This is a genomic window from Gloeocapsa sp. DLM2.Bin57, from assembly GCA_007693955.1.
Taxonomy (GTDB): domain Bacteria; phylum Cyanobacteriota; class Cyanobacteriia; order Cyanobacteriales; family Gloeocapsaceae; genus Gloeocapsa.
Map to the genome: position 1 here is coordinate 1 of RECR01000030.1, position 22,314 is coordinate 22,314.

A 22,314-nucleotide genomic window follows, 5' to 3' on the forward strand; every position below is an offset into this window, starting at 1 on the left:
CCCTGGTGCATACGTGATTATCAATCCTAACCAAAACGATAATAACGACACCATCATCGTTGGTACTATTCGGACAACCTTCCGTTTCTAAATAATCTCTAACATTTAACTAAAGTCCTCCCTAAGTTTAGGGAGGCTTTTTGCTTTTTTAAGCTAAACAAGGTATAATAGGAAATTGTGAATTTTTCATCAACCCTATGAACGCACAAGAGATCATTCAAGCTATTGAAGCAACCCATATAAAAACGGACTTACCCGTTATCCATGTGGGTGATACCATCAAAGTTGGAGTTAAAATTCAAGAAGGTGGTAAAGAAAGAATCCAACCCTACGAAGGTGTAGTCATCGCTAAACGTAATGGTGGAATCAGTGAAACTATTACCGTTAGACGCGTCTTCCAAGGAGTCGGTGTGGAAAGAGTATTTTTACTCCATTCTCCCCGCGTCGCTAGTATCCAAGTACTCAGAAGAGGTAAAGTTAGAAGAGCTAAACTCTATTATCTGCGCGAACGTACAGGAAAAGCTACTCGGATTAAACAACGTTTCGATCGCCCAATTAAATCTACCAAAAAATAACTAGCCAAAATCTGGTGATTTATGCTAGACTAGACTAATCTTGCGCTGATGGCTTAATGCGCTCTTAGTTCAGTTGGTAGAACGCAGGTCTCCAAAACCTGATGTCGGGGGTTCAAGTCCTCCAGGGCGCGTCATAATTGCTTTATAATAAATAAATTGATTGTGGGAAACTAACTTAACCCACTGGTCAATTATCTGATGAGGAAGCAATTGTGGCAAAAAAAGAAACAGCAAGTCAAGAAAAAGCAGAGTTAAAAGAACAAAAAACAGGAACAGAAATAGTTAGCTTTGTCAAGGCAACAAGACAAGAATTAACTAAAGTTGTTTGGCCTTCTAGACAACAATTGATTAGTGAATCAGTTGCTGTGATCTTAATGGTTATTCTAGTAGCAACCGTTATCTATCTGGTCGATAACCTGTTTTCTTGGGCAGCATTAAAGGTGTTTTAAAAATGAGTATCCCTGGGGAAGAATCACAAGAACAGCTAGAAAACGTAGAAAATCTAGAACAACAAAATCAGCCAAAACAGAAACAGAAACCACGTTGGTACGCGATTCAAGTAGCCTCAGGTTGCGAAAAACGCGTTAAAACTAATATAGAACAACGGGTAAAATCTTTTAACGTAGCTGATCGAGTTATTCAGGTACAGATTCCCCACACACCAACAGTAAAAATCCGTAAAGATGGCTCTCGTCAACATCTAGAAGAAAAAGTCTTTCCTGGCTACGTTTTAGTGCAGATGATTATGGAAGATGACGCCTGGCAGGTAGTTAAAAATACCCCCCACGTGATCAACTTCGTCGGCGCTGAACAAAAACGTAACTATGGACGAGGACGAGGTCACGTGAAACCCTTACCTTTGTCAATGTCAGAGGTAGAGCGTATCTTTAGACAAGCAGAAGCACAAGAACTAGTAGTCAAAATCAATCTAGATGTGGGTGATCAGATTATGGTTCTATCAGGTCCGTTTAAAGAGTTCGCAGGAGAAGTAATAGAAGTAAGTCCCGAAAGGCAAAAACTCAAAGCTCTATTATCGATCTTTGGGCGTGAAACTCCCGTAGAGCTAGAATTCAATCAAGTTGAAAAACAGTCTTAAACAATGGCAAAAAAAGTAGTCGCACTAATTAAATTAGCCTTGCCCGCGGGAAAAGCTAACCCCGCACCTCCCGTTGGTCCTGCTTTGGGTCAACACGGCGTTAATATTATGGCTTTCTGTAAAGAATATAACGCCAAAACCGCCGATAAACCAGGGATGATTATTCCTGTAGAAATATCGGTTTATGAAGATCGTAGTTTTACCTTCATCCTCAAAACTCCACCTGCTTCAGTATTGCTCAAAAAAGCCGCAGGAGTTGAAAAAGGCTCTGATCAACCTAATAAACAAACGGTTGGGAGTATTACTACAGAACAGTTACGGGAAATAGCCCAAACCAAATTACCCGATCTCAACGCTAATGACGTTGAAGCAGCTATGAAGATTATCGCGGGCACTGCTCGTAACATGGGTATCACCATCCAAGCATAAATTTTACTAATTAGTAGGGGAGAGGCATTCGCTTCGTTATTGACCCATCAGGAGTACATAATGTCTAAAAAAGTATCACGAAGATTCGCCGCAGCACAAGCAAAAGTAGAAGATAGACCATATCAGCCTCTAGAGGCGATGCAGTTACTCAAAGAAACAGCTACGGCTAAATTTGATGAAACCGCCGAAGCTCACATACGTCTAGGGATAGATCCTAAATATACAGATCAACAACTACGGACAACAGTAACTTTCCCTAAAGGTACAGGACAATCAGTGCGAGTAGCAGTAATCGCCCGAGGGGAAAAAGTAAAGGAAGCTAGCGACGCCGGAGCAGATGTAGTTGGCTCAGAAGAATTGATCGAAGAAATATTTAAAGGTAGATTGGATTTTGATATCTTAATCGCTACCCCCGATATGATGCCCAAAGTGGCTAAATTGGGACGGGCTTTAGGTCCTAAAGGCTTGATGCCTTCTCCTAAAGGTGGGACAGTCACCGATAATTTACCAGAGGCGATCGCTGAATTCAAAGCAGGTAAACAGGAATTTAGAGCAGATCGTACAGGGATTGTCCACGTGATGTTTGGTAAAAGCTCCTTTAGCGCTGAAGATTTATTAGAAAACCTTAAAGCACTACAGGACACAGTTGAACGTAACCGACCATCAGGGGCTAAAGGTCGTTATTGGCGCTCGATCTATGTATCTTCCTCCATGGGACCATCCATAGAAGTAGATATTAACGCTTTACGAGACCTGAAAATAGCTGATTAAACTCTTGACAAAAAGAGTAGGTTTTGCTATGATAGATAGATTGAGATTATTATCTAGCAATCCTAAGCTGACATAATTAAATCCAACCAAAGACAGCAGGTGCTCAAGGCTTAATTCCCTGCCGAGGTTAGAACCAAAAAACTAAATGTGAATTAACCCTGCTAACTAGTTTAGCGGTAGGTTTACAATTGTTTCTAAGGGGCAACCTCGGCGAGAAGCGTCGGGGTTGTCTGCTTATTTATGGGTGATGAAGCAAGGGAGGTGAGGCAAACATGGGTAGAAATCGGACATCAAAAGAAGAGATAGTCGAAGAACTCAAAGAACAATTGAGTGAGACTCAAATGGCTATCATTATCGATTACCAAGGATTGTCGGTAGGTGAAATTACCGACTTACGCGATCGCCTACGTCCCACAGGTACAGAATGTAAAGTCACCAAAAACACCCTGATGCGTCTAGCGGTAGAAGGAGACCCCAACTGGGAAACAATGACAGAGTTTCTCAAGGGAACATCAGCCTTTTTACTAGTTAAAGACGATCTCGGAGGAGCGATCAAAGCGTACCAAAAGTTCCAAAAAGACACCAAAAAAACCGAATTTCGCGGCGGGGTCATGCAGGGTCAATCCCTCAATGAACAACAGGTACAAGCGATCACCGAATTGCCCAGCAAAGAAGAGCTTATGGCTCAAATTGCAGGAGCAATCAATTCCTTGGCGACCAAAGTGGCTGTGGGTATCAAAGAAGTACCCTCTTCCGTGTGCCGTGGTATCAACGAAGTACCAGCATCCCTGGTCAGAGGTATTCAAGCGATCGCCAACCAAGAACAAGACGCTGCATAACAAATTTTAGACAAGGAGAAAAGAAATATGTCTGCTGCAACCGATGAAATTTTAGAAAAGTTAAAAAGTTTAAGCCTTTTAGAAGCTTCAGAATTAGTCAAACAAATTGAAGAAGCCTTTGGCGTTAGCGCTGCTGCTCCTACTGGGGGTGGAATGATGATGATGGCGGCTCCTGGGGCTGCGGCTCCTGGGGCTGCGGCTGAGCCTGAAGAAGAAAAAACCGAATTTGACGTTGTTCTCGAAGAGTTCCCCGCTGACAAGAAAATTGCTATCCTTAAAGAAGTTCGTACTATCACAGGTTTAGGACTCAAAGAAGCTAAAGAATTAGTAGAAGCAGTACCGAAACCCCTAAAAGAAGGTATTGCTAAAGAAGAAGCAGAACAAATCAAGAAAACACTCGAAGAAGCAGGCGCTAAAGTTAACGTTAAGTAATAACCTTTCTTGATAATTGCACTTAGACCCCAGAAATCTGGGGTTTTTGATTATCAACTAATTGTAAAGAAATACTAAGAGAATTGAATCAGAGAATAAAGACACAAATAGGGTAAACTAGCTATAGATTTCCCTAGAATCGACATAAATTAGTTGATTTTGCTGATTGAAGTTAAAAGTCTATTAATCTCAAAATCAGTGAAGATTTCAAAACTGCTCGAAAAACTGTTTGAGGAAAAAGATGCTAAAGCGATTTATTTGGGTAATTATAGCGATCGCCATTTTTACCTTGCCTGGATTGGTTAATCAAGCACTAGCCGTAGAATTAACTGAAGAAGTACGCACAGTCAAACTAAACCCCGAAGGGGAACAAGTAGTAATTAGTCTGCAAGAAGCAGAAACAGGTAAAAAAATCTTTAACAATACCTGTTCTCAATGTCATTTAGGAGGAAGAACCAAAACTAATCCTAACGTAGGACTTCGTTTAGAAGCCTTAGAAGGAGCATATCCTCCTCGGGATAACATTATAGCTTTGGTAGATTACTTTCAACACCCCATGACTTATGATGGAGAAGAAGATATCTCACTGTTACATCCTAATACCGACAGAAGTGATATCTTTAGCGAGATGAGAAATCTCACCGACGCAGATCTCAAAGCAGTAGCAGGTTATATTCTCATTCAACCTAAAGTGCGCGGAGTTGAGTGGGGAGGCGGTAAAGTTTATAACTAAACCTTAGTCACCTTGTCTAACATTCCCCTCTTGCTCAACAGTAAGTAGGGGAATTGTTTCTATCTTTAATTAGTTTAAATAAATCATAAATGTTCGATAAAATATTAATTGCTAATCGAGGAGAAATCGCCTTACGGATTCTCCATAGTTGTGAAGAACTCGGTATTCGTACCGTAGCGGTTCATTCTACCATTGATTGTCACGCTCTCCATGTGCAACTAGCCGATGAAAGCGTTTGTATTGGTCCTCCCGCATCTAGTAAAAGTTATTTAAATATCCCTAATATTATTGCGGCAGCCTTAACCAGAAACGCTACAGCCATTCACCCAGGTTATGGTTTTTTAGCCGAAAACGCTCGTTTCGCCGAAATCTGTGCCGATCATCAATTACATTTTATTGGTCCTACACCCGCAGCGATCAGAGCCATGGGAGATAAATCTACTGCTAAAAAAACCATGCAGCAAGCAGGAGTACCTACAATTCCCGGGAGTCCTGGGTTAATAGCAACCGAAGCTGAAGCCCATAAAATAGCCAGGAGAATCGGTTATCCCGTGATTATCAAAGCTACTGCAGGGGGAGGAGGTAGAGGAATGCGTCTTGTCCAAAATGACAGTGAATTAACCAGAATGTTCCAAGCCGCCCAAGGAGAAGCAGAAGCGGCTTTTGGTAACGCGGGAGTTTACCTGGAAAAATTTGTTGACTCACCTCGACATATAGAATTTCAGATCCTCGCAGACAGTTACGGTAACGTAATTCATTTAGGGGAAAGAGACTGTTCAATTCAAAGACGTCACCAAAAGTTATTAGAAGAAGCACCTAGTCCCTTTTTAACCCCCGAATTAAGAACTAAAATGGGTGATGCTGCTATTTTAGCCGCCAAATCGATTAATTATGTTGGTGCAGGTACAGTAGAGTTTCTCGTGGATAAATCGGGGCATTTTTATTTTATGGAAATGAATACCCGCATTCAAGTAGAACATCCTGTAACTGAAATGATTACAAGTTTAGATTTAATCGCCGAACAAATTCGTATCGCCCAAGGGGAAAAACTCAGTCTCACCCAAGCTGAAGTAGAGTTAAAAGGACACGCGATCGAATGTCGGATTAACGCTGAAGACGCTGATAATAATTTTCGTCCTCATCCTGGTAAAATCAGTGCCTACCTTCCCCCAGGAGGACCCGGAGTCCGCATGGACTCACACGTTTATACAGACTATGAGATTTCTCCCTATTACGATTCCCTTATTGGTAAACTAATCGTCTGGGGACCTAATCGTCAAGCAGCTATTCAACGAATGCAGAGAGCATTAAGAGAATGCGCTATTACAGGCGTACCCACTACTATTGGCTTCCATCAAAAAATTCTCAAGCATCCCGCTTTTTTAGCAGGGGATGTTGATACTCATTTTATTAGCAAACATTTTAGTCCTGATTCTCCCTAGTTATGAATTAAGAATTAAGAATGAGGCAATAAGGAATAGGAAATAGGCAAGAGTGTGGTTCCTGTGGGGAGTAGGGAGTAGGGAGCTTCTGAGAGGGGGAGAGGGAGGAGACGGGGAGTATGATATATAGGAATAATAAAACCGTTCCACCGTTCCACCGTTCCTCCGAACTCTTACTAAGTAGCCAGGACAAATTTTGGGGCAGCTATATACGTTGTAGTATGTTACTCCCATGAGTATCAGTACCACAAGTCATCAATAAATTATAAGACTCGGCTAATTGTTTAACCTCCTCTGTTTCTTGCGGACTAGGAAACCAGGGTTTAGGATTACCGTAAGCGTAGTAAACCTCTAAAGCATCTATACCCAATTGAGCAACCAACGGGACTAAACGTTTGGCGGGTTGATGATACCGCGCAGGGTGAGCTAATACCGCTAATCCACCTGCTGCTTGAATAGCGTAGATAACTTGTGCTGCTTCTGCAGCTGTGCAACTAGGACGCTTACCAGTAAAATAATGCTTAATTTGGGGATGCTCAGGATCAAAAGCATAACCCAACAGATGCACTTCTACCCCCTTTAAATCAGAAGTAATCTCCACACCAGTCCATAATTGGGGTAAATCTAACTTTGGGTAGTTGTGTCTGAGAGTTTTCAGATACTTTTGAGCTAGATAATAACCCTCGACAGAATGATGATCGCTGATGGCTAAACCTTTTAACCCTAGGGTTATCCCTTGTTCGATAATTTGCTCAGGACTTAATTGACCATCAGAACAATAAGTATGTAAATGAAAGTTATAGTGATAAGGACAGCTATCAGCTCGTATTTGAGACCAAACGGTTTTCAGACCAATCCCGTCTTGAGCTGCATTTTGATTAGTTAATGAAGTCATTTGACAAAAACGTCATTTTGTTTATATCTCCAAGATAACAAAACTTAACGTAATTCGTTAACTACCAATACCCAGACGACCTGCTAAACTAGGACTTAAAGGTATCAAAGTAGCCAACATCAATAACAAAGCTAATAAACCTAAAACAGCTCTAGTATCATCTACTTCGCTAATTTCATTGAGACTAGGACGTTCTAACTCTCTTTGTAGGAACAAAATTAAAATACCCCAATAGAGAAGAATCGGATTAGCAGGATTAATAATCGCCACTAAGAGCAAAATAATCAGACTAGTCAGAGAAATACGTCTAGCGATTTTGCGACCATAAATAGCTTGCACCATTCTACCTCCATCTAGTTGACCGATAGGCAACAGATTCAAAGCAGTAATCACTAAACCTAACCAACCGATTAAGGTGAGGGGATGAACATCGATTACCTGTTGACTCATGCTAGAACCAAGGATTATTTTAGCCAAAGTTCCTACGAGAAAAGAACCCTGGAAAAATTGACTAGGTATTTGAAATAGACTACCCTGATGAGATAATAACAAACCGATAATAATCAGTAACAGAGAAATTAATCCACCTGTAGCCGGACCTGCAAAAGCGATATCAAAGAGAATTTGACGATTAGGTAATAACGATTCAAATCGAGTAATCGCTCCAAATGAGCCAATTTGCCAACTAGGTAAGAAAAAAGGCAGACTTAGGCGTATGTGGTGACGTTTAGCCACGAAAAGATGACCGAGTTCGTGCATTCCCAAAATTAACCAAAGTCCTAAACTAATGGGTATAGCTTCGGCGTATCTACCAAAGTCACTAAATAAATCAAATCCCAGGAGTAATCCCGCTGTTTCTAAACTGGTAGCGATGGTAGCTACTAATAAAGCTAGAGCGAGGTTTTTCTGGGCTAGAGTAGTAGGTTGAGGATCTCTACTATTTGGTAGTAAGATTACCGTGGGTTTTCCTTCGCCATTTTCTACGAGAAAGAGTCGGTATTTTTCTCCTACTAGTTTTTTAAGTTTCTCGGAGAGTTGATTGTGGACTGTTTGTGGTTCACCTCTGAGGTTACCTTTGAAAATGAAACCTTCTTGATAGGAGATAGTCTCTGTGGCAAAAAAAGTATCAATACCAAAAATACCCCTAATGCTTTGTAAATCTGCTTCAGGAATGGTTACAGTTGGGGTTGGGGTTTCTAACTCGACAATTTCTTGGGGTTGTTTGGGTATAAGTGTCTCTTCAGGTCCTAAATTACGTAAACTTCTACCTAAAATCATATAAGCAATTATCGATAGGACCAATAATAATAAAATGCCAATTATGTTGATATAAATCCCCAGGGTTAAAAAACTAAAGAAGATTAACCAGGGGGCAAACAAGACTACTGACTGTAACCAAGAAATTATGCCTAATTTTCCAAAAGGACGAGAGCGATTATAACCCCAAATTAAAATAACTAGGGCAATGATTAGGATAGTAATAAAAGTGGAGGTTTCTGATGAATTAAGCATGATTATTGTGATATGTTTTTAGGGCTAAGCCTAGGTTACCTTGATGTTGCTCTAGTAAAATTGTAGCTGCTTGGGGGGTTAAATTAGTAGCTTGTAGGAGTAAAGCTAGTTTAACGTTATTATTACTAAGGGTTAGATATTCTTGAGCTTGTTGTGGGGTTAAGTCGGTTAAATCCTGGATAATGCGTATAGCGCGATCGCGTAATTTACTATTAGTCACCGCTACATCTACCATCCGATTCCCGTAAACTTTACCTAGACGTACCATTACTCCCGTAGAAAGGATATTGAGAGCCATTTTGGTAGCAGTCCCCGCTTTCAGACGAGTTGAACCCGCTAATAATTCAGGTCCGGTCAATAGTCTAATCGCGATATCTACCTCTAGATTAACTTGTTGGTCAGGGACACAGGTTATAAAGATAGTTTTAGCACCTTTGGTTTGAGCTTGGGCGATCGCCCCGTGAACGTAGGGGGTTGTCCCTCCTGCAGTAATACCGATTACCACATCTAATTGATTAACTCCCCGAGTAGCGATCGCTTCAACCCCTGCTCCATAATCATCTTCTTTAGCTTCTGAACTACGAGTTAAAGCCTCTATTCCCCCTGCAATAATCCCCTGAACCATTTCTGGTGGGGTACAGAAGGTGGGGGGACATTCGGCAGCATCGAGTACCCCTAGACGTCCGCTCGTCCCTGCACCGACGTAGAACATTCTACCACCTTGAGTCAAACAATTAGCAATAAGTTCTATAGCTTGGGCTAATTCTTGTCTGACAGTTGCGATCGCTTTTAGGGTATATTGGTCCTCCTGATTAAATAAATCCACTAATTCTAATGGGCTTAATTGGTCTAAGTTATGACTACGAGGGTTATTTAATTCTGTCAGGAGATGACCACGAGATTGATTCATAAAAGTCCTTCTAAGCGACGTCTGATTTTTTCTAATTCTGCTGAAGACATTTCTGAGTTTTCCTCAGACTGTTCTAATTCCCAATCGGTTTGGGGTACATTAGATTCAGGGGGAACAGCTAGAGTACCATCTTTAATGATTTCATAATCATAGTCAGCACTGATACAGAATTCGATGACTTCGTCTAAATCCATCTCTTCTACTGTAGGTACAGGGAAATCTTGGGCTTCTAACATCATGGCATAGCGAGTACCATCGTCTTCTGTTTCAAACAATAAGATTTTATGGCGATCGCCCATCTGGATAGTATGTATCCCCTCATTCTCAGTACGAGCGTTAAACAGTAGAACGTATATGCGCATAACTTGACCTGGTAACTATTTTTACCAATTTTAGCAGAATCAATAGCCCCGTAAAAAGTAGCCTAAATAACATTATTTCCTTTAGGTGGGGTGTAAACTAAGCTAGATTTTTTAAACAAACTAAATAAAATGGCAAGACTAGGACGTAGAAAATTTCTAACTTACACTTCAGCAGCATTAGGAAGTAGTATTATACTGAAAGCTTACGCCAAATCCCCTGCTCAAGCCACAGCGCCACAAATTGCTCAAGCTAGCGGTGACACCATTAAAGTAGGGATTCTGCACTCTTTAAGTGGAACTATGGCGATTAGTGAAACCACAGTAGTAGATGCAGAAAAATTAGCGATTAAAGAAATTAACGCAGGTGGTGGGGTATTAGGAAAACAAATAGAAGCAGTAATAGAAGACGGGGCTTCTGACTGGCCCACTTTCGCTGAAAAAGCAGCTAAACTTATCGATCAAGACCAAGTAGTCGTAGTTTTTGGTTGTTGGACTTCTGCTAGTCGTCAAGCAGTTTTACCCGTGTTTGAATCTAAAAATCATATGCTTTGGTATCCCATTCAATACGAAGGTCAAGAATGTTCTCGCAATATCTTCTATACTGGAGCTGCTCCTAACCAACAGATTGAGCCTGCTGTAGATTGGTTAATGGCTAACAAAGGGACAAAATTCTTTTTAGTCGGTTCAGACTATGTTTTCCCTCGTACCGCTAATACTATTATCAAAGAACAACTCGCAGCTAAAGGTGGAGAGGTTGTAGGAGAAGATTACTTGCCACTTGGTAATACTGAAGTAACCCCTATTATCACCAAAATTAGGGTAGCCTTACCCGAGGGTGGTATAATCTTTAACAGTCTTAACGGTGATAGTAACGTCGCGTTCTTCAAACAAATGCAGGGTGCAGGTTTAACACCTGATAAATACCCCGTGATGTCCGTTAGTATCGCTGAAGAAGAAGTTAGACAAATCGGTAGAGAATATCTGATTGGACATTATGCAGCCTGGAATTACTTCCAAACCGTAGATACCCCAGCTAATCAAAAATTTGTCGAAGCTTTCCGCGCTGAATACGGAGCTGATCGCGTTACCAATGATCCCATGGAAGCTGCTTATATCATGGTATATCTCTGGAAACAAGCTGTAGAACAAGCAGGAACAACAGAATTAGAAGCCGTTAGAAGTGCAGCGATCGGTCAAAGTTTAGACGCTCCCGAAGGTTTTGTGCAAATGAAACCTAATCACCATATCTCTAAAACCGTACGTATTGGTCAAGTTAGAGACGATGGTTTATTTGATATCGTCTGGAGTACAGATGGCCCTATTGATCCTCTACCTTGGAATCAGTTTGTACCTGAAACCAGAGGTTATGGGTGCGATTGGAGTGATCCTAATAAAGGTGGTAGATACCAAATGTAATTTTTAGTGGTCAGAGGTAGGGAAGAGAGAAAAGAAGAATGCGCGAATGCGCGAATGAAGAATTAATTATTTTTTCCCACATTGGCTGATTCTAAATAACTCCGAACCCGTTTCCTCCTACTAACTCCTTTCCTGCGAACTCCTTTCCTGCGAACTCTAATAATGGCAATCCTTCTTGAAAGTTTATTTAATGGTATAAGTATAGGTGCAGTATTACTAATCGCTGCTTTGGGTTTAGCGATCGTTTTTGGACTCATGGGGGTAATTAATCTAGCTCATGGTGAGTTAATCATGTTAGGTGCTTATGCTACTTTTGTTACCCAAAATGTCTTTAAAGGTTTCGGTGAACCCTGGTTTAATTTTTACATTATTGCAGCGTTACCCTTGGCTTTTATCGTCTCGGGGTTAATGGGTTTAATCCTGGAAAAAGGGGTAATTCGTTATCTCTATGGAAGACCTCTAGAAACCCTGTTAGCAACTTGGGGGGTAAGTTTAATCTTACGTCAATTTGTGCGTAGCGTTAACTGGTTATTAATCATCGCGATCGCTGTTTTTGCTATACTCTACTTTGGGGGAATGTTCCTAATTAAGCGTCGTTATCAGCATATTTCTAACCTAATCCAAGGAACTATTTTAACCCTGAGTATAGCCCTAGCTACAGCTACGGGCTTTTTAATTCAACAACAAGGTCAAGAAAACCTGATCAATCCTTGGTTTGGTACAACCAATGTGGATGTCACGGCCCCTGGGTGGTTGCGGGGTGGTATTCCTGTTGGTAACTTTCAAATACCTATGGCGCGTATCTTTATTATTGTTCTTACCATTCTTTGTATTTTGGCTACCTATTGGTTTTTAAATAAGTCTTCCTGGGGATTAAAAATCAGATCAGTAACCCAAAATCGCACCATGAGTGCTTGTTTAGGTATTCCCACAGAGAAAGTAGATGCTTTAACCTTTGCGATTGGTTCGGGTTTAGCTGGTATAGCAGGTTGTGGGATTAGTCTATTAGGTTCAGTCGGACCAAATACAGGACAAAACTACATTATCGATACCTTTATGGTAGTGGTTGTAGGAGGAGTAGGTAATCTCTTAGGCACAATTTTAGCAGCTTTAGGTATTGGTATTCTTAACTATTTAATTGGTTCGGGAATACTAGTAATTTTCATCATAGACATTGCCTTTCTTAAACCCTTGGTAGATATTTTAATGTTTTTCGCTAATACTAGTATGGCAAGAGTGTTAGTTTTTGGTCTGATTATTATTTTTCTGCAGATTAAACCCGCAGGAATCTTTCCACCTAAAGGTAGAAACGCACAACTATAATGAATACTAAAAAAAAGCAGCAATGGTTAACAGAGTTAATAATCCTGATCGCTATAGCCTTGATTCTAGCGGTGGTTTTACCCTTATTACTCTCAGAATTTCGTCTCAGACTCTTAGGTAGATTCCTATCTTTAGCAATAGTCGCTTTAGGTATTGACTTAATTTGGGGTTATACAGGACTATTAAGCCTAGGACATGGTATCTTCTTTACCTTGGGAGGCTATGCTCTGGCTATGTATATGAATCTACAACTTCCTGAAGGTAAATTACCCGATTTTTTCAATCTTTATGGTGTGAAAGAGTTACCCTGGGTATGGATACCTTTCGCTTCTTTCCCCTTTACTCTAGTAGCAATCGTGCTCATTCCAGGGATAGTAGCAGGAATATTGGGTTATCTGGTATTCCGTAATCGCATTAAAGGGGTTTACTTCTCTATTCTTACTCAAGCTGCTCTATTAGTCTTTTTTAACTTCTTTAATGGTCAACAAAAATTAATCAATGGTACAAATGGACTAACCACAGATACTCAAACTATTTTTGGGATCTCAGGAGGATCAGCAGAAGCACAACGATTATTCTATCAGTTAAGTATCTTATGTTTAGTTTTGATTTACTTATTGTGTCGTTGGTTAACTAGTGGGAGATTTGGTAAAGCTTTAATCGCGATTCGAGACGATGAAACCAGGATGCGTTTCTCTGGTTATAATCCCACTGGTTATAAAGTGATCGTCTTTGCTATTTCAGGGGCGATCGCAGGGATAGCAGGAGCATTATATACCGTCCAATCAGGAATAATCAGCCCTACTTTGATGGAGGTAGCTTTTTCCATAGAAATGGTGATTTGGGTAGCAGTAGGGGGAAGAGGTACTTTGATTGGAGCGATTCTTGGTACTATTCTAGTACGTTTAGCCCAAAGTTTACTCAGTGAAAAATTCCCTGAAGTGTGGTTATTCTTCCAGGGTGCTTTATTCTTAATCGTAGTAACAGTACTTCCCGATGGAATTATTGGCTGGTGGCGTGATTTTGGTTGGTTAAAACTACGTTCTCTGTTGGGTATGCAGCCACGTCTAGCTACCTATCCTAGTTTAGAAACAGATCCTGAGATTCAACAAGAAAGAGAAGAATATGAGCCAGAAGATTCTAGTCATTGAAGATTTAACCGTTAGTTTTGATGGTTTTAAAGCACTCAATAACCTTAACTTTAGTATGGATACAGGAGAGTTGAGAGTTATTATTGGACCTAATGGCGCAGGAAAAACCACCTTTTTAGACGTAATTACAGGTAAAGTGCAACCTAACCAAGGACGAGTTTTATTTAAAGGGCGTAACCTGCGTAAGACTTCTGAACATGAAATCGCGCGTTTAGGTGTAGGTAGAAAGTTTCAAACCCCTAGAGTGTATTTAAATTTAACCGTCAGAGAAAACCTAGATTTAGTCTGCAACCGTCAGAAAAACCCTCTAGCTACTTTATGGCAAAATCCTAGATCTTCAGAACAACGTAACGTAGTTAATCTCTTAGAAACCGTAGGATTAGTGGCTAAAGCAGAACTTCCTGCGGCTTTATTATCCCACGGTGAAAAACAAAGACTAGAAATTGGTATGTTAGTAGCTCAATCTCCTGATTTATTATTAGTAGATGAACCCGTAGCCGGTTTAACCGATGAAGAAACAGAAAATGTCGGTAATTTGCTTTTAGCTTTAGCTGAGAGTCATTCTTTAATCGTTATTGAACATGACATGGAGTTTGTGCGTCAAATCGCTCGCAGAGTAAGCGTATTACATCAAGGTTCTCTACTCTGTGAAGGAACGATGGAAGAGGTACAAAATGACCCCAGGGTAATTGAGGTCTATTTGGGTGTACAAAATGAAGAATGAAGAATGCGCGAATGAGGCACTCTTGAAAGAGAAGGGAGAAGGGGAGACTTCGGAGTATGATATATAGGAATAATATAGCGCTACTTGAATAGGCACTCAGGCAAAAGCTAGACTAATAATGGGTTTCATAATTTGAAAATGTCAAACACCTTAGCTTGTACTGCTATAACACATACACCCTACACCCTACAACCTTTTACCTAACCCCTAACACCGTTCCACCTAATACCTTCGAGGGTGATTGAACGCGAGTTTCGTATAAGTTAACGATTTTATTGATAACCTCTTCAATGGTTAAACCATCAGTACTGATAACGATCGCGTCTGGTGCTTGTTGTAGAGGAGATACTTTACGCTCTGTATCTAGTTTATCTCTAGCTTCAATACCTTGGGCTAATTCTTCGAGACTAATATTATTAATACCCTGTTGTTGATATTCTCGTAAGCGTCTGAGAGAACGTTCTTTTACCGAAGCAGTCAGGAATATTTTTAATTCTGCATCGGGGAAAACTTTTGTACCTATGTCTCTACCTTCGGCGACTAGTCCACCTTTTACCCCTAGTTCCTGTTGTAACTGTACTAGACGACGACGCACCGCGGGAATAGCCGAAACCTTGGAGACGTATTTACTAACTTCAGGACTACGAATAACTTGACTCACGTCATGATCATTAATAATCACCCCAGTAGCTTGAAGAGGATCATTACTAGGAATTAGTTCTAAACGTAAATCAGCTAAACTTAAGGCGATCGCTTCAGTATCTTCTAAATCAATGTCATAGTGCATAAATAACCAGGTTAAAGCGCGATACATAGCCCCGGTATCGAGATACATCAAACCTAGAGTTTTGGCTAAATAACGAGTTACAGTTGATTTCCCTGCACCTGCAGGACCATCGATGGCAATAATTGGCTGACGTAAACGCAACATAATATTATCAATAAGACGAGTAGAACCTAGCCAAAGGGCTATTGCTAATAAACCCTTATCCTCCACTTGATTGAGAGGAATGAGACTATCAGGGTGAACTAAATCTATATATTCAATTTTTAGGTTAGAAATAGAGTTCAATTCGGCTCTGACAATAGCGGTTAATTGAGCTTTAGTAAAGATACCCTGTTTAAAGGCATCATGGGCTTTAATTAAACCTTGATAGATTTTAGCAGCTTCGGCTTTTTCTGTGACACTTAAATATTGATTACGAGAACTATAGGCTAAACCTGATTTTTCTCGCACCGTAGGAACACTGCTAATCTCGGTTTTGAGCTTTAAATCTTGTACTAAACGTTTGACTATGGCTAATTGTTGGGCGTCTTTTTCCCCAAAATAAGCTAAATCTGGTGCAACAATCGTCAAGAGTTTAGTTACAATCGTCGCTACTCCCGTAAAGTGTACAGGTCGAAAAGGTCCACATAAAACCGCTGTCATCTCTTGGGGAGGAACTACTACAGTATGGTTATTGACTTCTCCTACTGCGGTTATTCCCATTTCTAGAGAATTAGGAGCAAAGACAAAATCTACCCCCTCTTGTTCGCATAGTTGTAAGTCAGCTTCTAGAGAACTAGGGTATCTTGCACAATCTTCCTGTGGTCCAAACTGCAGAGGATTGACAAAGATACTCACTACTACTAAATCATTTTCTGACACCGCACGTTTAATCAAACTGAGATGACCAGGGTGTAAAGCACCCATAGTCGGAACAAGTCCTAGAGTTTGTTCTGCTGTTCTTGCCTCTAAACTCGAACGTAAGCCAGAAACTGTGGTAAGTAAACGCATTATTGATTCTGTTGAGCTTTCCTCCAAACCTATAACTTTAATACATTTTCGCAAAAATTTCAGCCTTACTTTGAAACTCAATTATTGGTTGGGTAAGAGGGAGTAGGGAGTAGGGGAGAATTCGGAATTCCGAAGAAAGGAAGAAAGGAATTCCGTTCCACCGTTCAACCTAAAAGCTAATACCTAATGTCCCCTACACCAGACTAGGGAACTTCAAAGAGAAGACTATCAGGAAGGTTACTGACAGCTCTTTCTAAACTATTGAGAGACTGGTTATAACCAATCACCGCTTGCAAAAGATTACCACGAGCTTCGGTTAAGTCTCTTTGAGCGTCGATAACTTCAGTTTGAGTACCTACCCCAGCTTGGAAACGCAGACGGGCTAATCTGAGTCTTTCTTCGGCGGTAACTACGGCGGTTTGGGCTGTACCGATGTTGTCTTGATTGGAGATTAGATCATAATAGGCTGATTCTACTTGAAAACGGATTTGATCCCGTTGTTGGGCAAATCTAGTCTCGGCTATTTCTACATCGCGATCGGCGGCTCTAGCGCGCGCTATTGCTCTCCCACCATCAAAGAGACGCCAACGAACTCTTCCACCCACTGCGTAACCATCTTTAACGCTGATACCATCTCCTAATTGATCATCGAGAAAATTATAGTTGGTAAAGAAACTAATAGTAGGGTACATCTCAGCAAGAGCAATTTGTCTATTAGCGGTGGCGATTTCTCTTTCTAGTAAGAAACGCTCTAATTCAGCCCGATTTTTAAAGGCTAAAACGATAGTTTCTTCTAGGGTATATTCCCATTCTCCTAGTTGTTGAATTTCATCTGCTGCTGCTAATTCGGCGGTTTGAGCTAAACTAAGTGTTTGAGCGAGTTGGCGTCTAGCAATACGTTGATTGGCGATCGCTCTGGTTAAATTCTGACTGGCGTTGGCTAAATCTACTTCAGCTTGGAGTACGTCAAACCGAGTTCCTAAACCTGCTTGTTCTCGTAATTGAGCGTCTCGTAAACTTTGACTAGCGTCTTCTACCGCAGCTTGAGCGATCGCCACTTGAGCATCAGCGTTTTGTAAATCATAATAGTTTTGGATAATGTTAAAACGAGTTTCTTCTAAAACGGTTTCTACATTTAATTGACTAGAATTGAGTCTGATTCTTTCTCGACGCACCGTCGCACCTCGATTACCCCCATCGAAGATATCGTAGTTTAACTCAATTGTTCCCGAAACATTTCCAGTTTCTATAGCTATCTGGTTTAGGGGGAATCTTTGGTCACTAAGTTTAGCTGCTGCACTATTGGTATAATCCACCTGTGAATTAAAATCAATAGTGGGGAAAAAAGCTGAGGTTGCTGCTCTCAATTCTGCTTGAGTTCGTTCTAATTCTTGTCTTGCTGTTTGTAACGCTTTATTATTGCGCAAACCAATCTCTAAAGCTTCTTCTAGAGTAATGGGGGTAACTTCTTCTACAGTGACTTCTGTAGAGTCTGTAGGGAATAACAAAGGGTTAGGACTAGGGAGAACTGTAGTTTCAGGGTTAATGGACTCTGGTAAGGTTTGAGCTACAGTATAACCTCCAGATAATAAAACGGTCACCACACTTAAAGAAATTAAATTAGAGAATTTAAACATTTATTTCCGTTCATGTACTCCTTTTCAATGCTGATTTTAACTTGATTTGTTAATTATTTCTGTGAGAGCCTAAATCGGCTAAAATAGGTAGTTTAAAAACTTGTTTGTTGACTATGACTGAAAAATATTTGATTACGTTGCTGCCAGGAGATGGTATTGGATCTGAGATTACTAAAGTTACTGTAGAAATCCTCAAAGCGATCGCCTCTAAGTTTAACCTAGAATTAAGTTTCCAAGAGGGGTTAATCGGAGGTGCGGCTATTGACGCTACGGGAAATCCTCTACCTGAAGAAACTTTAACACTTTGTCGTCAGAGTGATGCTGTTTTACTAGCTGCTATTGGTGGCTATAAATGGGATAATCTACCACGTCAGCAACGTCCTGAGACGGGTTTATTGGGTTTAAGAGAGGGTTTAGGATTATTTGCTAATTTACGTCCTGCGACTATTTTTCCTCAATTGATTGACGCTTCTACCCTTAAACCTGAAGTCATCGAGGGAGTAGATCTGATGGTAGTTAGGGAGTTAACAGGGGGGATTTATTTTGGTCAACCCAAAGGTATTTTTAGCTCAGAAACTAATGAGAAACGCGGTGTTAATACTATGGCTTATCGCGAGAGTGAAGTTGACCGTATCGCTAAGGTGGCTTTGGAAATTGCTCGTAAAAGAAGTAAAAAATTATGTTCCGTAGATAAAGCTAATGTTTTAGATGTGTCTCAGTTATGGCGCGATCGCGTTACTGCTATAGCTGCTGATTATCCCGATGTAGAGTTATCCCATCTCTATGTAGATAATGCAGCGATGCAATTAATTCGCAACCCTGGTCAATTTGATACTATCGTTACTGGTAATCTGTTTGGTGATATTCTTTCTGACGAAGCGGCGATGTTAACTGGTAGTATTGGTATGTTACCTTCGGCGAGTTTAGGGAGTACAGGACCTGGTGTGTTTGAACCTGTACACGGCTCAGCTCCTGATATCGCGGGTCAAGATTTAGCTAATCCTTTGGCTATGGTATTGAGTGCTGCAATGTTATTACGTTATGGGTTAAACCAAGATCAAGCAGCTACTGCTATGGAAAAAGCCGTATGGCAAGTTCTCGAAGCGGGAATACGTACAGGAGATATTATGTCACCAGGAATGCGTCAAGTTGGTTGTCAAGGAATGGGAGAAGCGCTGTTAGCAGTTTTATAACCAATGACCAAATTCAGCTAAAAAATTATCATTAATAATGGCTTGGCGAATTCGTTGCGTAAAGTCAATTAACTCGTGGATATTATGTAGAGATAAGAGCATATAACCCAACATTTCTCTACTTTTGACAAGATGATTGAGATAAGCTCGGCTAAAATTACTACAGGTATAACAGGAGCAATCCTCGTCTAGGGGTCGAAAATCTTCACGAAAACGGGCATTTTTGAGATTCCAACGCTCACCCTTGACTAAAGCCGTACCATGACGCCCTAAACGTGTGGGGATGACACAATCAAATAAGTCAATACCAGAGGCGATCGCCACGACCATTTCGCGATAAGTTCCCACACCCATTAGATAACGAGGTTTAGTCTCAGGGAGTAAAGGAGTAGTAAACTTAACGATTTGATGGATTAATTCGGGGGCTTCTCCTACACTAACTCCACCGATGGCATAACCTGCTAAATCTAAATCTACTAATTCTAAGGCTGCTTGCTTTCTTAACTCTAAATGAGTCCCCCCCTGTACTATGCCAAAGATGACCTGTTCACCGGGACGCTGATGGGCTTTGAGGCAACGTTTGAGCCAACGATAGGTTCTTTCTGTAGCTTCTTTAACTTCTGTTGCGGTTGCTGTAGCAGGAGGACATTCATCAAAAGCCATAATCACATCAGCCCCTAGGGCGTTTTGGATTTCGATTGATTTCTCTGGTGTTAGATTAATCAACCTTCCGTCTCTAGGGGAGCGAAAGATTACCCCTTCTTCGCTAATTTGACGAAGATTGCTGAGACTAAATACCTGGAAACCTCCAGAATCCGTTAAAATGGGTTGATTCCAGCCCATAAAACGATGTAAACCTCCTGCTTGAGCGATGATATCCTCTCCTGGTTGTAAGTGCAGGTGATAAGTATTACCTAGAATCATTTGAGCTTTACAGGCTTCGAGATGAGCCGGAGTTAAACCCTTCACCGTAGCCACAGTTCCTACTGGCATAAAGCGAGGAGTTTCTACACAACCATGGGGAGTCTGCCAGATACCCGCTCGTGCGTGGGTCTGACTACATTTATGTTGCTTAGTAAAAGTAAAATAGTTGTTAATCTTAGTTTTCTCTATCGTAACTTAGCTTTTTCGTAGTTAGAAGCGATCGCCAGAAATGCTCCGGCGACTAAATACACTGGTAGGGGTAAAATAAACTGTTTAACCCACAGTACCAATTCTACCACCACAAACACCAACACACAGGTTGTTAACCAAACTTTCATATGTAGATTTTAATTATTTAGGGGCAGCGATCGCCGCCCTGTTATCGGTGTTAAACTGCGCTTTCTGCGGTTACTTTTGTTTGACTTGAAGTCAGCAACTCGTACATTTCGCGCATTTTCAAGCCTACTAACACTTGGAATAAACCAGAACCATTGTTAGAGCCTGGATAATCTTTGTGTTTTAATAATAGCTCAGTCATCTCGCCATAGTACTTAGTTCCTGTTTTGCTGAGGTGACTTTCGACATAAATCATTTCTTCGAGATTATCGAATTGACCATCTAATTCTAAGACAGACACTTCTTGTCCATAGTAACTATCAGGTCCATAGTACATTTTCAGACCAGGGTAAGTACAGGTAAGTTTACGACCACAGGGTCTCCAGTCAATAGTTGAACCCTCATCAAATAGATAAACAGGTTCAAAGCCATTTACTCCCTCTTGCTGAATCAGACGCACGCGTAAGATTTTGCTATCTTTGTCTTCAATTAGTTGGGTGGGGAGGATTTGAATTACCACATCGGCGTATTGTTTTTGGGGGTCGATATAAGCATCAAAATCTGGTTTACGAGCATTAATAGAGGCGATAACATCTTCATAGGTATGACCTCTTTCCGCCATATCTCGTTGGATTTTCCAGTTAACTTTTACCTCGTCGCTGATATCGAGATAGACGCCAAAATCTACTAAAGCGCGGACTCTTTCATCATAGAAAGGATGGAGACCCTCAATCACGATTACTTTATTAGGTTCGATCCGTTCTGGTGGATCGATCATCCCTGTTTCATGATTATAGATTGGCTTATCGATCGCTTTGCCTTCTTTGAGAGATTTGATTTGTTCGTACATCAAATCGAAGTTATTCGCTTTAGGATCAAGTGCGGTCACACCTGCTGCTTTTCTGCCTTTGCGATCTAAACTATGGTAGTCATCTAAACAAATTACGGTCATAAATTCTTGACCGAATAAATCAGTTAAGCGACGCAAAAAAGTTGACTTACCACATCCGGAATCCCCGGCGACACCAATAACTACCACGCGATCTGACTGAGTGGTCATAGCTTCCCTCTAAAATACTAAACTGTTTTCTTATCAAGTAAGATCTCATCTAAGCCAACAAGTACCTACTTTCAAGTAAGTAATTGAATTGCCCGATTATTCAGGACTATTTGATCCCAGATACTTATGGGCAAATTTTACCAGAATAAGGTTCTTTCTACAAGTAGTCAGTAACCAGAATCTTAACTGGGGTAGCCCAAAACATTAAAAAAACCTAAAACTGCCTTAATGGTAACTTTTTTTTCTTTTAAGTTTTGTTAAGCTAGTTGGTGATTAACCGACTCTAACTCCTATGTGACTTACTCACAGTAGCTTAGGGATGATAGGCTATTAAATGGCTCTATATTTTTTTAAGTTAGGAGATTCAGAAGGGATGAGCAAATCTTTCCTAGCGGGACAAACCAGCGACAACACAAATTATGGTAACCGCATTTTTGTTTACGAAGTAGTCGGTCTTAGTCAAAATCAACAAACCAATAAGTTAGAATATCCTATTCGTCGTAGCGGTAGTATATTTATCAAAGTTCCCTATAACCGCATGAATCAAGAAATGCAGCGAATTACTCGCCTAGGAGGACGAATAGTTAGTATCAAATCTTGTGATCAAGATACAGAAAGTAAGGCAACACCAGAACATACTAGTAAACCTATGACTCAAGCTCAAGCCAAAAACAAAGATATACCCGTAAATATCTATCGTCCTAATAAACCCTTTATCGGAAAATGTATCGAAAATAGAGAACTTGTAGATGAAGGAGGACTCGGAACTGTTCGTCA

General features: G+C 40.7%; 24 protein-coding genes and 1 tRNA gene. 17 read left to right on the forward strand and 8 right to left on the reverse strand.

The annotated features are described in order from the left end of the window. From EA365_00975 to accC, 11 genes are all read left to right on the forward strand, one after another. Positions 1 to 91: hypothetical protein (locus EA365_00975; GenBank protein ID TVQ48735.1), on the forward strand; the 91-nt coding region annotated here is incomplete at its 5' end. 106 nt (positions 92 to 197) lie between these two features. Further along, positions 198 to 575 carry a 50S ribosomal protein L19 gene (gene rplS / locus EA365_00980; protein ID TVQ48736.1) on the forward strand — a complete coding sequence of 126 codons (378 nt, stop codon included), beginning with the start codon at positions 198 to 200 and terminating at the stop codon, positions 573 to 575. A gap of 58 nt (positions 576 to 633) precedes the next feature. Then, a tRNA-Trp gene (locus tag EA365_00985) sits at positions 634 to 709 on the forward strand. A 78-nt stretch (positions 710 to 787) separates the two neighbouring features. After that, the gene (gene secE, locus EA365_00990) at positions 788 to 1,024 is read left to right on the forward strand and encodes a preprotein translocase subunit SecE (GenBank protein ID TVQ48737.1); all 237 of its coding nucleotides are present in this window, start codon (positions 788 to 790) and stop codon (positions 1,022 to 1,024) included. 2 nt (positions 1,025 to 1,026) lie between these two features. Beyond that, positions 1,027 to 1,671 carry a transcription termination/antitermination protein NusG gene (gene nusG / locus EA365_00995; protein TVQ48738.1) on the forward strand — a complete coding sequence of 215 codons (645 nt, stop codon included), beginning with the start codon at positions 1,027 to 1,029 and terminating at the stop codon, positions 1,669 to 1,671. Positions 1,672 to 1,674: 3 nt separating this feature from the next. Next, positions 1,675 to 2,100, forward strand: coding sequence for a 50S ribosomal protein L11 (gene rplK, locus EA365_01000; protein ID TVQ48739.1), 426 nt, complete (start codon positions 1,675 to 1,677; stop codon positions 2,098 to 2,100). A gap of 60 nt (positions 2,101 to 2,160) precedes the next feature. Then, complete coding sequence (locus EA365_01005) at positions 2,161 to 2,871, forward strand: 50S ribosomal protein L1 (GenBank protein TVQ48740.1); 711 nt, start codon at positions 2,161 to 2,163, stop codon at positions 2,869 to 2,871. A gap of 272 nt (positions 2,872 to 3,143) precedes the next feature. Beyond that, complete coding sequence (locus EA365_01010; protein ID TVQ48741.1) at positions 3,144 to 3,710, forward strand: 50S ribosomal protein L10; 567 nt, start codon at positions 3,144 to 3,146, stop codon at positions 3,708 to 3,710. A gap of 27 nt (positions 3,711 to 3,737) precedes the next feature. Beyond that, entirely contained in the window at positions 3,738 to 4,142 is a 405-nt protein-coding gene (locus EA365_01015; protein TVQ48742.1) for a 50S ribosomal protein L7/L12, read from the forward strand. Between the two features lie 241 nt (positions 4,143 to 4,383). After that, complete coding sequence (gene psbV / locus EA365_01020; protein ID TVQ48743.1) at positions 4,384 to 4,875, forward strand: cytochrome c-550; 492 nt, start codon at positions 4,384 to 4,386, stop codon at positions 4,873 to 4,875. Between the two features lie 89 nt (positions 4,876 to 4,964). Further along, positions 4,965 to 6,317, forward strand: coding sequence for an acetyl-CoA carboxylase biotin carboxylase subunit (accC, locus tag EA365_01025; GenBank protein TVQ48744.1), 1,353 nt, complete (start codon positions 4,965 to 4,967; stop codon positions 6,315 to 6,317). A gap of 205 nt (positions 6,318 to 6,522) precedes the next feature. On the opposite strand, the gene EA365_01030 is transcribed toward accC, so the two are convergent. Genes EA365_01030 through EA365_01045 form a run of 4 tightly spaced genes read right to left on the reverse strand, consistent with a single transcriptional unit; the run spans position 6,523 to position 9,996 of the window. After that, the gene (locus tag EA365_01030; protein ID TVQ48745.1) at positions 6,523 to 7,212 is read right to left on the reverse strand and encodes a PHP domain-containing protein; all 690 of its coding nucleotides are present in this window, start codon (positions 7,210 to 7,212) and stop codon (positions 6,523 to 6,525) included. 57 nt (positions 7,213 to 7,269) lie between these two features. After that, entirely contained in the window at positions 7,270 to 8,724 is a 1,455-nt protein-coding gene (locus tag EA365_01035; protein TVQ48746.1) for a site-2 protease family protein, read from the reverse strand. Further along, entirely contained in the window at positions 8,717 to 9,634 is a 918-nt protein-coding gene (murQ, locus tag EA365_01040) for an N-acetylmuramic acid 6-phosphate etherase (protein ID TVQ48747.1), read from the reverse strand. The genes EA365_01035 and murQ overlap by 8 nt, the downstream gene beginning before the upstream one ends. After that, positions 9,631 to 9,996 carry a DUF3110 domain-containing protein gene (locus tag EA365_01045; protein ID TVQ48748.1) on the reverse strand — a complete coding sequence of 122 codons (366 nt, stop codon included), beginning with the start codon at positions 9,994 to 9,996 and terminating at the stop codon, positions 9,631 to 9,633. Before EA365_01045 ends, murQ begins: the two co-directional genes overlap by 4 nt. A 129-nt stretch (positions 9,997 to 10,125) precedes the next feature. Between EA365_01045 and urtA the strand changes: the two genes are divergently transcribed. From urtA to urtD, 4 genes are all read left to right on the forward strand, one after another. Further along, complete coding sequence (gene urtA, locus EA365_01050) at positions 10,126 to 11,412, forward strand: urea ABC transporter substrate-binding protein (GenBank protein ID TVQ48749.1); 1,287 nt, start codon at positions 10,126 to 10,128, stop codon at positions 11,410 to 11,412. Positions 11,413 to 11,574: 162 nt separating this feature from the next. Continuing rightward, on the forward strand, positions 11,575 to 12,735 hold the full coding sequence (locus EA365_01055) for a branched-chain amino acid ABC transporter permease (GenBank protein TVQ48750.1): 1,161 nt from the start codon (positions 11,575 to 11,577) through the stop codon (positions 12,733 to 12,735). Then, the gene (urtC, locus tag EA365_01060) at positions 12,735 to 13,886 is read left to right on the forward strand and encodes an urea ABC transporter permease subunit UrtC (GenBank protein TVQ48751.1); all 1,152 of its coding nucleotides are present in this window, start codon (positions 12,735 to 12,737) and stop codon (positions 13,884 to 13,886) included. The genes EA365_01055 and urtC overlap by 1 nt, the downstream gene beginning before the upstream one ends. Then, positions 13,861 to 14,610 (forward strand): urea ABC transporter ATP-binding protein UrtD, encoded by a 750-nt coding sequence (urtD, locus tag EA365_01065; GenBank protein ID TVQ48752.1) that lies wholly within the window; start codon positions 13,861 to 13,863, stop codon positions 14,608 to 14,610. Before urtC ends, urtD begins: the two co-directional genes overlap by 26 nt. 196 nt (positions 14,611 to 14,806) lie before the next feature. On the opposite strand, the gene EA365_01070 is transcribed toward urtD, so the two are convergent. Together EA365_01070 and EA365_01075 are read right to left on the reverse strand one after the other, a co-directional pair. After that, complete coding sequence (locus EA365_01070) at positions 14,807 to 16,387, reverse strand: bifunctional pantoate--beta-alanine ligase/(d)CMP kinase (protein TVQ48753.1); 1,581 nt, start codon at positions 16,385 to 16,387, stop codon at positions 14,807 to 14,809. A gap of 203 nt (positions 16,388 to 16,590) precedes the next feature. Further along, positions 16,591 to 18,024 (reverse strand): TolC family protein, encoded by a 1,434-nt coding sequence (locus EA365_01075; GenBank protein TVQ48754.1) that lies wholly within the window; start codon positions 18,022 to 18,024, stop codon positions 16,591 to 16,593. 113 nt (positions 18,025 to 18,137) lie between these two features. Between EA365_01075 and leuB the strand changes: the two genes are divergently transcribed. Beyond that, positions 18,138 to 19,217, forward strand: coding sequence for a 3-isopropylmalate dehydrogenase (leuB, locus tag EA365_01080; GenBank protein TVQ48755.1), 1,080 nt, complete (start codon positions 18,138 to 18,140; stop codon positions 19,215 to 19,217). On the opposite strand, the gene tgt is transcribed toward leuB, so the two are convergent. Both tgt and EA365_01090 read right to left on the reverse strand, forming a co-directional pair. After that, positions 19,212 to 20,315: a tRNA guanosine(34) transglycosylase Tgt gene (gene tgt / locus EA365_01085; protein ID TVQ48756.1), complete on the reverse strand. Its 1,104-nt coding sequence runs from the start codon at positions 20,313 to 20,315 to the stop codon at positions 19,212 to 19,214. The genes leuB and tgt overlap by 6 nt on opposite strands. Positions 20,316 to 20,529: 214 nt before the next feature. Beyond that, positions 20,530 to 21,537, reverse strand: a complete 1,008-nt coding sequence (locus tag EA365_01090) for a phosphoribulokinase (protein TVQ48757.1) — start codon at positions 21,535 to 21,537, stop codon at positions 20,530 to 20,532. 373 nt (positions 21,538 to 21,910) lie between these two features. Between EA365_01090 and EA365_01095 the strand changes: the two genes are divergently transcribed. Next, a partial coding sequence (locus tag EA365_01095; GenBank protein ID TVQ48758.1) for a ferredoxin-NADP reductase occupies positions 21,911 to 22,314 on the forward strand: 404 nt, incomplete at its 3' end.

Excerpts from the sequence above, each read along its gene's own strand:
- rplS (TVQ48736.1), top strand. The coding sequence starts at position 198 with ATGAACGCACAAGAGATCATTCAAGCTATTGAAGCAACCCATATAAAA.
- nusG (TVQ48738.1), top strand. The coding sequence starts at position 1,027 with ATGAGTATCCCTGGGGAAGAATCACAAGAACAGCTAGAAAACGTAGAA.
- rplK (TVQ48739.1), top strand. The coding sequence starts at position 1,675 with ATGGCAAAAAAAGTAGTCGCACTAATTAAATTAGCCTTGCCCGCGGGA.
- EA365_01005 (TVQ48740.1), top strand. The coding sequence starts at position 2,161 with ATGTCTAAAAAAGTATCACGAAGATTCGCCGCAGCACAAGCAAAAGTA.
- EA365_01010 (TVQ48741.1), top strand. The coding sequence starts at position 3,144 with ATGGGTAGAAATCGGACATCAAAAGAAGAGATAGTCGAAGAACTCAAA.
- EA365_01015 (TVQ48742.1), top strand. The coding sequence starts at position 3,738 with ATGTCTGCTGCAACCGATGAAATTTTAGAAAAGTTAAAAAGTTTAAGC.
- psbV (TVQ48743.1), top strand. The coding sequence starts at position 4,384 with ATGCTAAAGCGATTTATTTGGGTAATTATAGCGATCGCCATTTTTACC.
- accC (TVQ48744.1), top strand. The coding sequence starts at position 4,965 with ATGTTCGATAAAATATTAATTGCTAATCGAGGAGAAATCGCCTTACGG.
- EA365_01030 (TVQ48745.1), bottom strand. The coding sequence starts at position 7,212 with ATGACTTCATTAACTAATCAAAATGCAGCTCAAGACGGGATTGGTCTG.
- EA365_01035 (TVQ48746.1), bottom strand. The coding sequence starts at position 8,724 with ATGCTTAATTCATCAGAAACCTCCACTTTTATTACTATCCTAATCATT.
- murQ (TVQ48747.1), bottom strand. The coding sequence starts at position 9,634 with ATGAATCAATCTCGTGGTCATCTCCTGACAGAATTAAATAACCCTCGT.
- EA365_01045 (TVQ48748.1), bottom strand. The coding sequence starts at position 9,996 with ATGCGCATATACGTTCTACTGTTTAACGCTCGTACTGAGAATGAGGGG.
- urtA (TVQ48749.1), top strand. The coding sequence starts at position 10,126 with ATGGCAAGACTAGGACGTAGAAAATTTCTAACTTACACTTCAGCAGCA.
- EA365_01055 (TVQ48750.1), top strand. The coding sequence starts at position 11,575 with ATGGCAATCCTTCTTGAAAGTTTATTTAATGGTATAAGTATAGGTGCA.
- urtC (TVQ48751.1), top strand. The coding sequence starts at position 12,735 with ATGAATACTAAAAAAAAGCAGCAATGGTTAACAGAGTTAATAATCCTG.
- urtD (TVQ48752.1), top strand. The coding sequence starts at position 13,861 with ATGAGCCAGAAGATTCTAGTCATTGAAGATTTAACCGTTAGTTTTGAT.
- EA365_01070 (TVQ48753.1), bottom strand. The coding sequence starts at position 16,387 with ATGCGTTTACTTACCACAGTTTCTGGCTTACGTTCGAGTTTAGAGGCA.
- EA365_01075 (TVQ48754.1), bottom strand. The coding sequence starts at position 18,024 with ATGTTTAAATTCTCTAATTTAATTTCTTTAAGTGTGGTGACCGTTTTA.
- leuB (TVQ48755.1), top strand. The coding sequence starts at position 18,138 with ATGACTGAAAAATATTTGATTACGTTGCTGCCAGGAGATGGTATTGGA.
- EA365_01090 (TVQ48757.1), bottom strand. The coding sequence starts at position 21,537 with ATGACCACTCAGTCAGATCGCGTGGTAGTTATTGGTGTCGCCGGGGAT.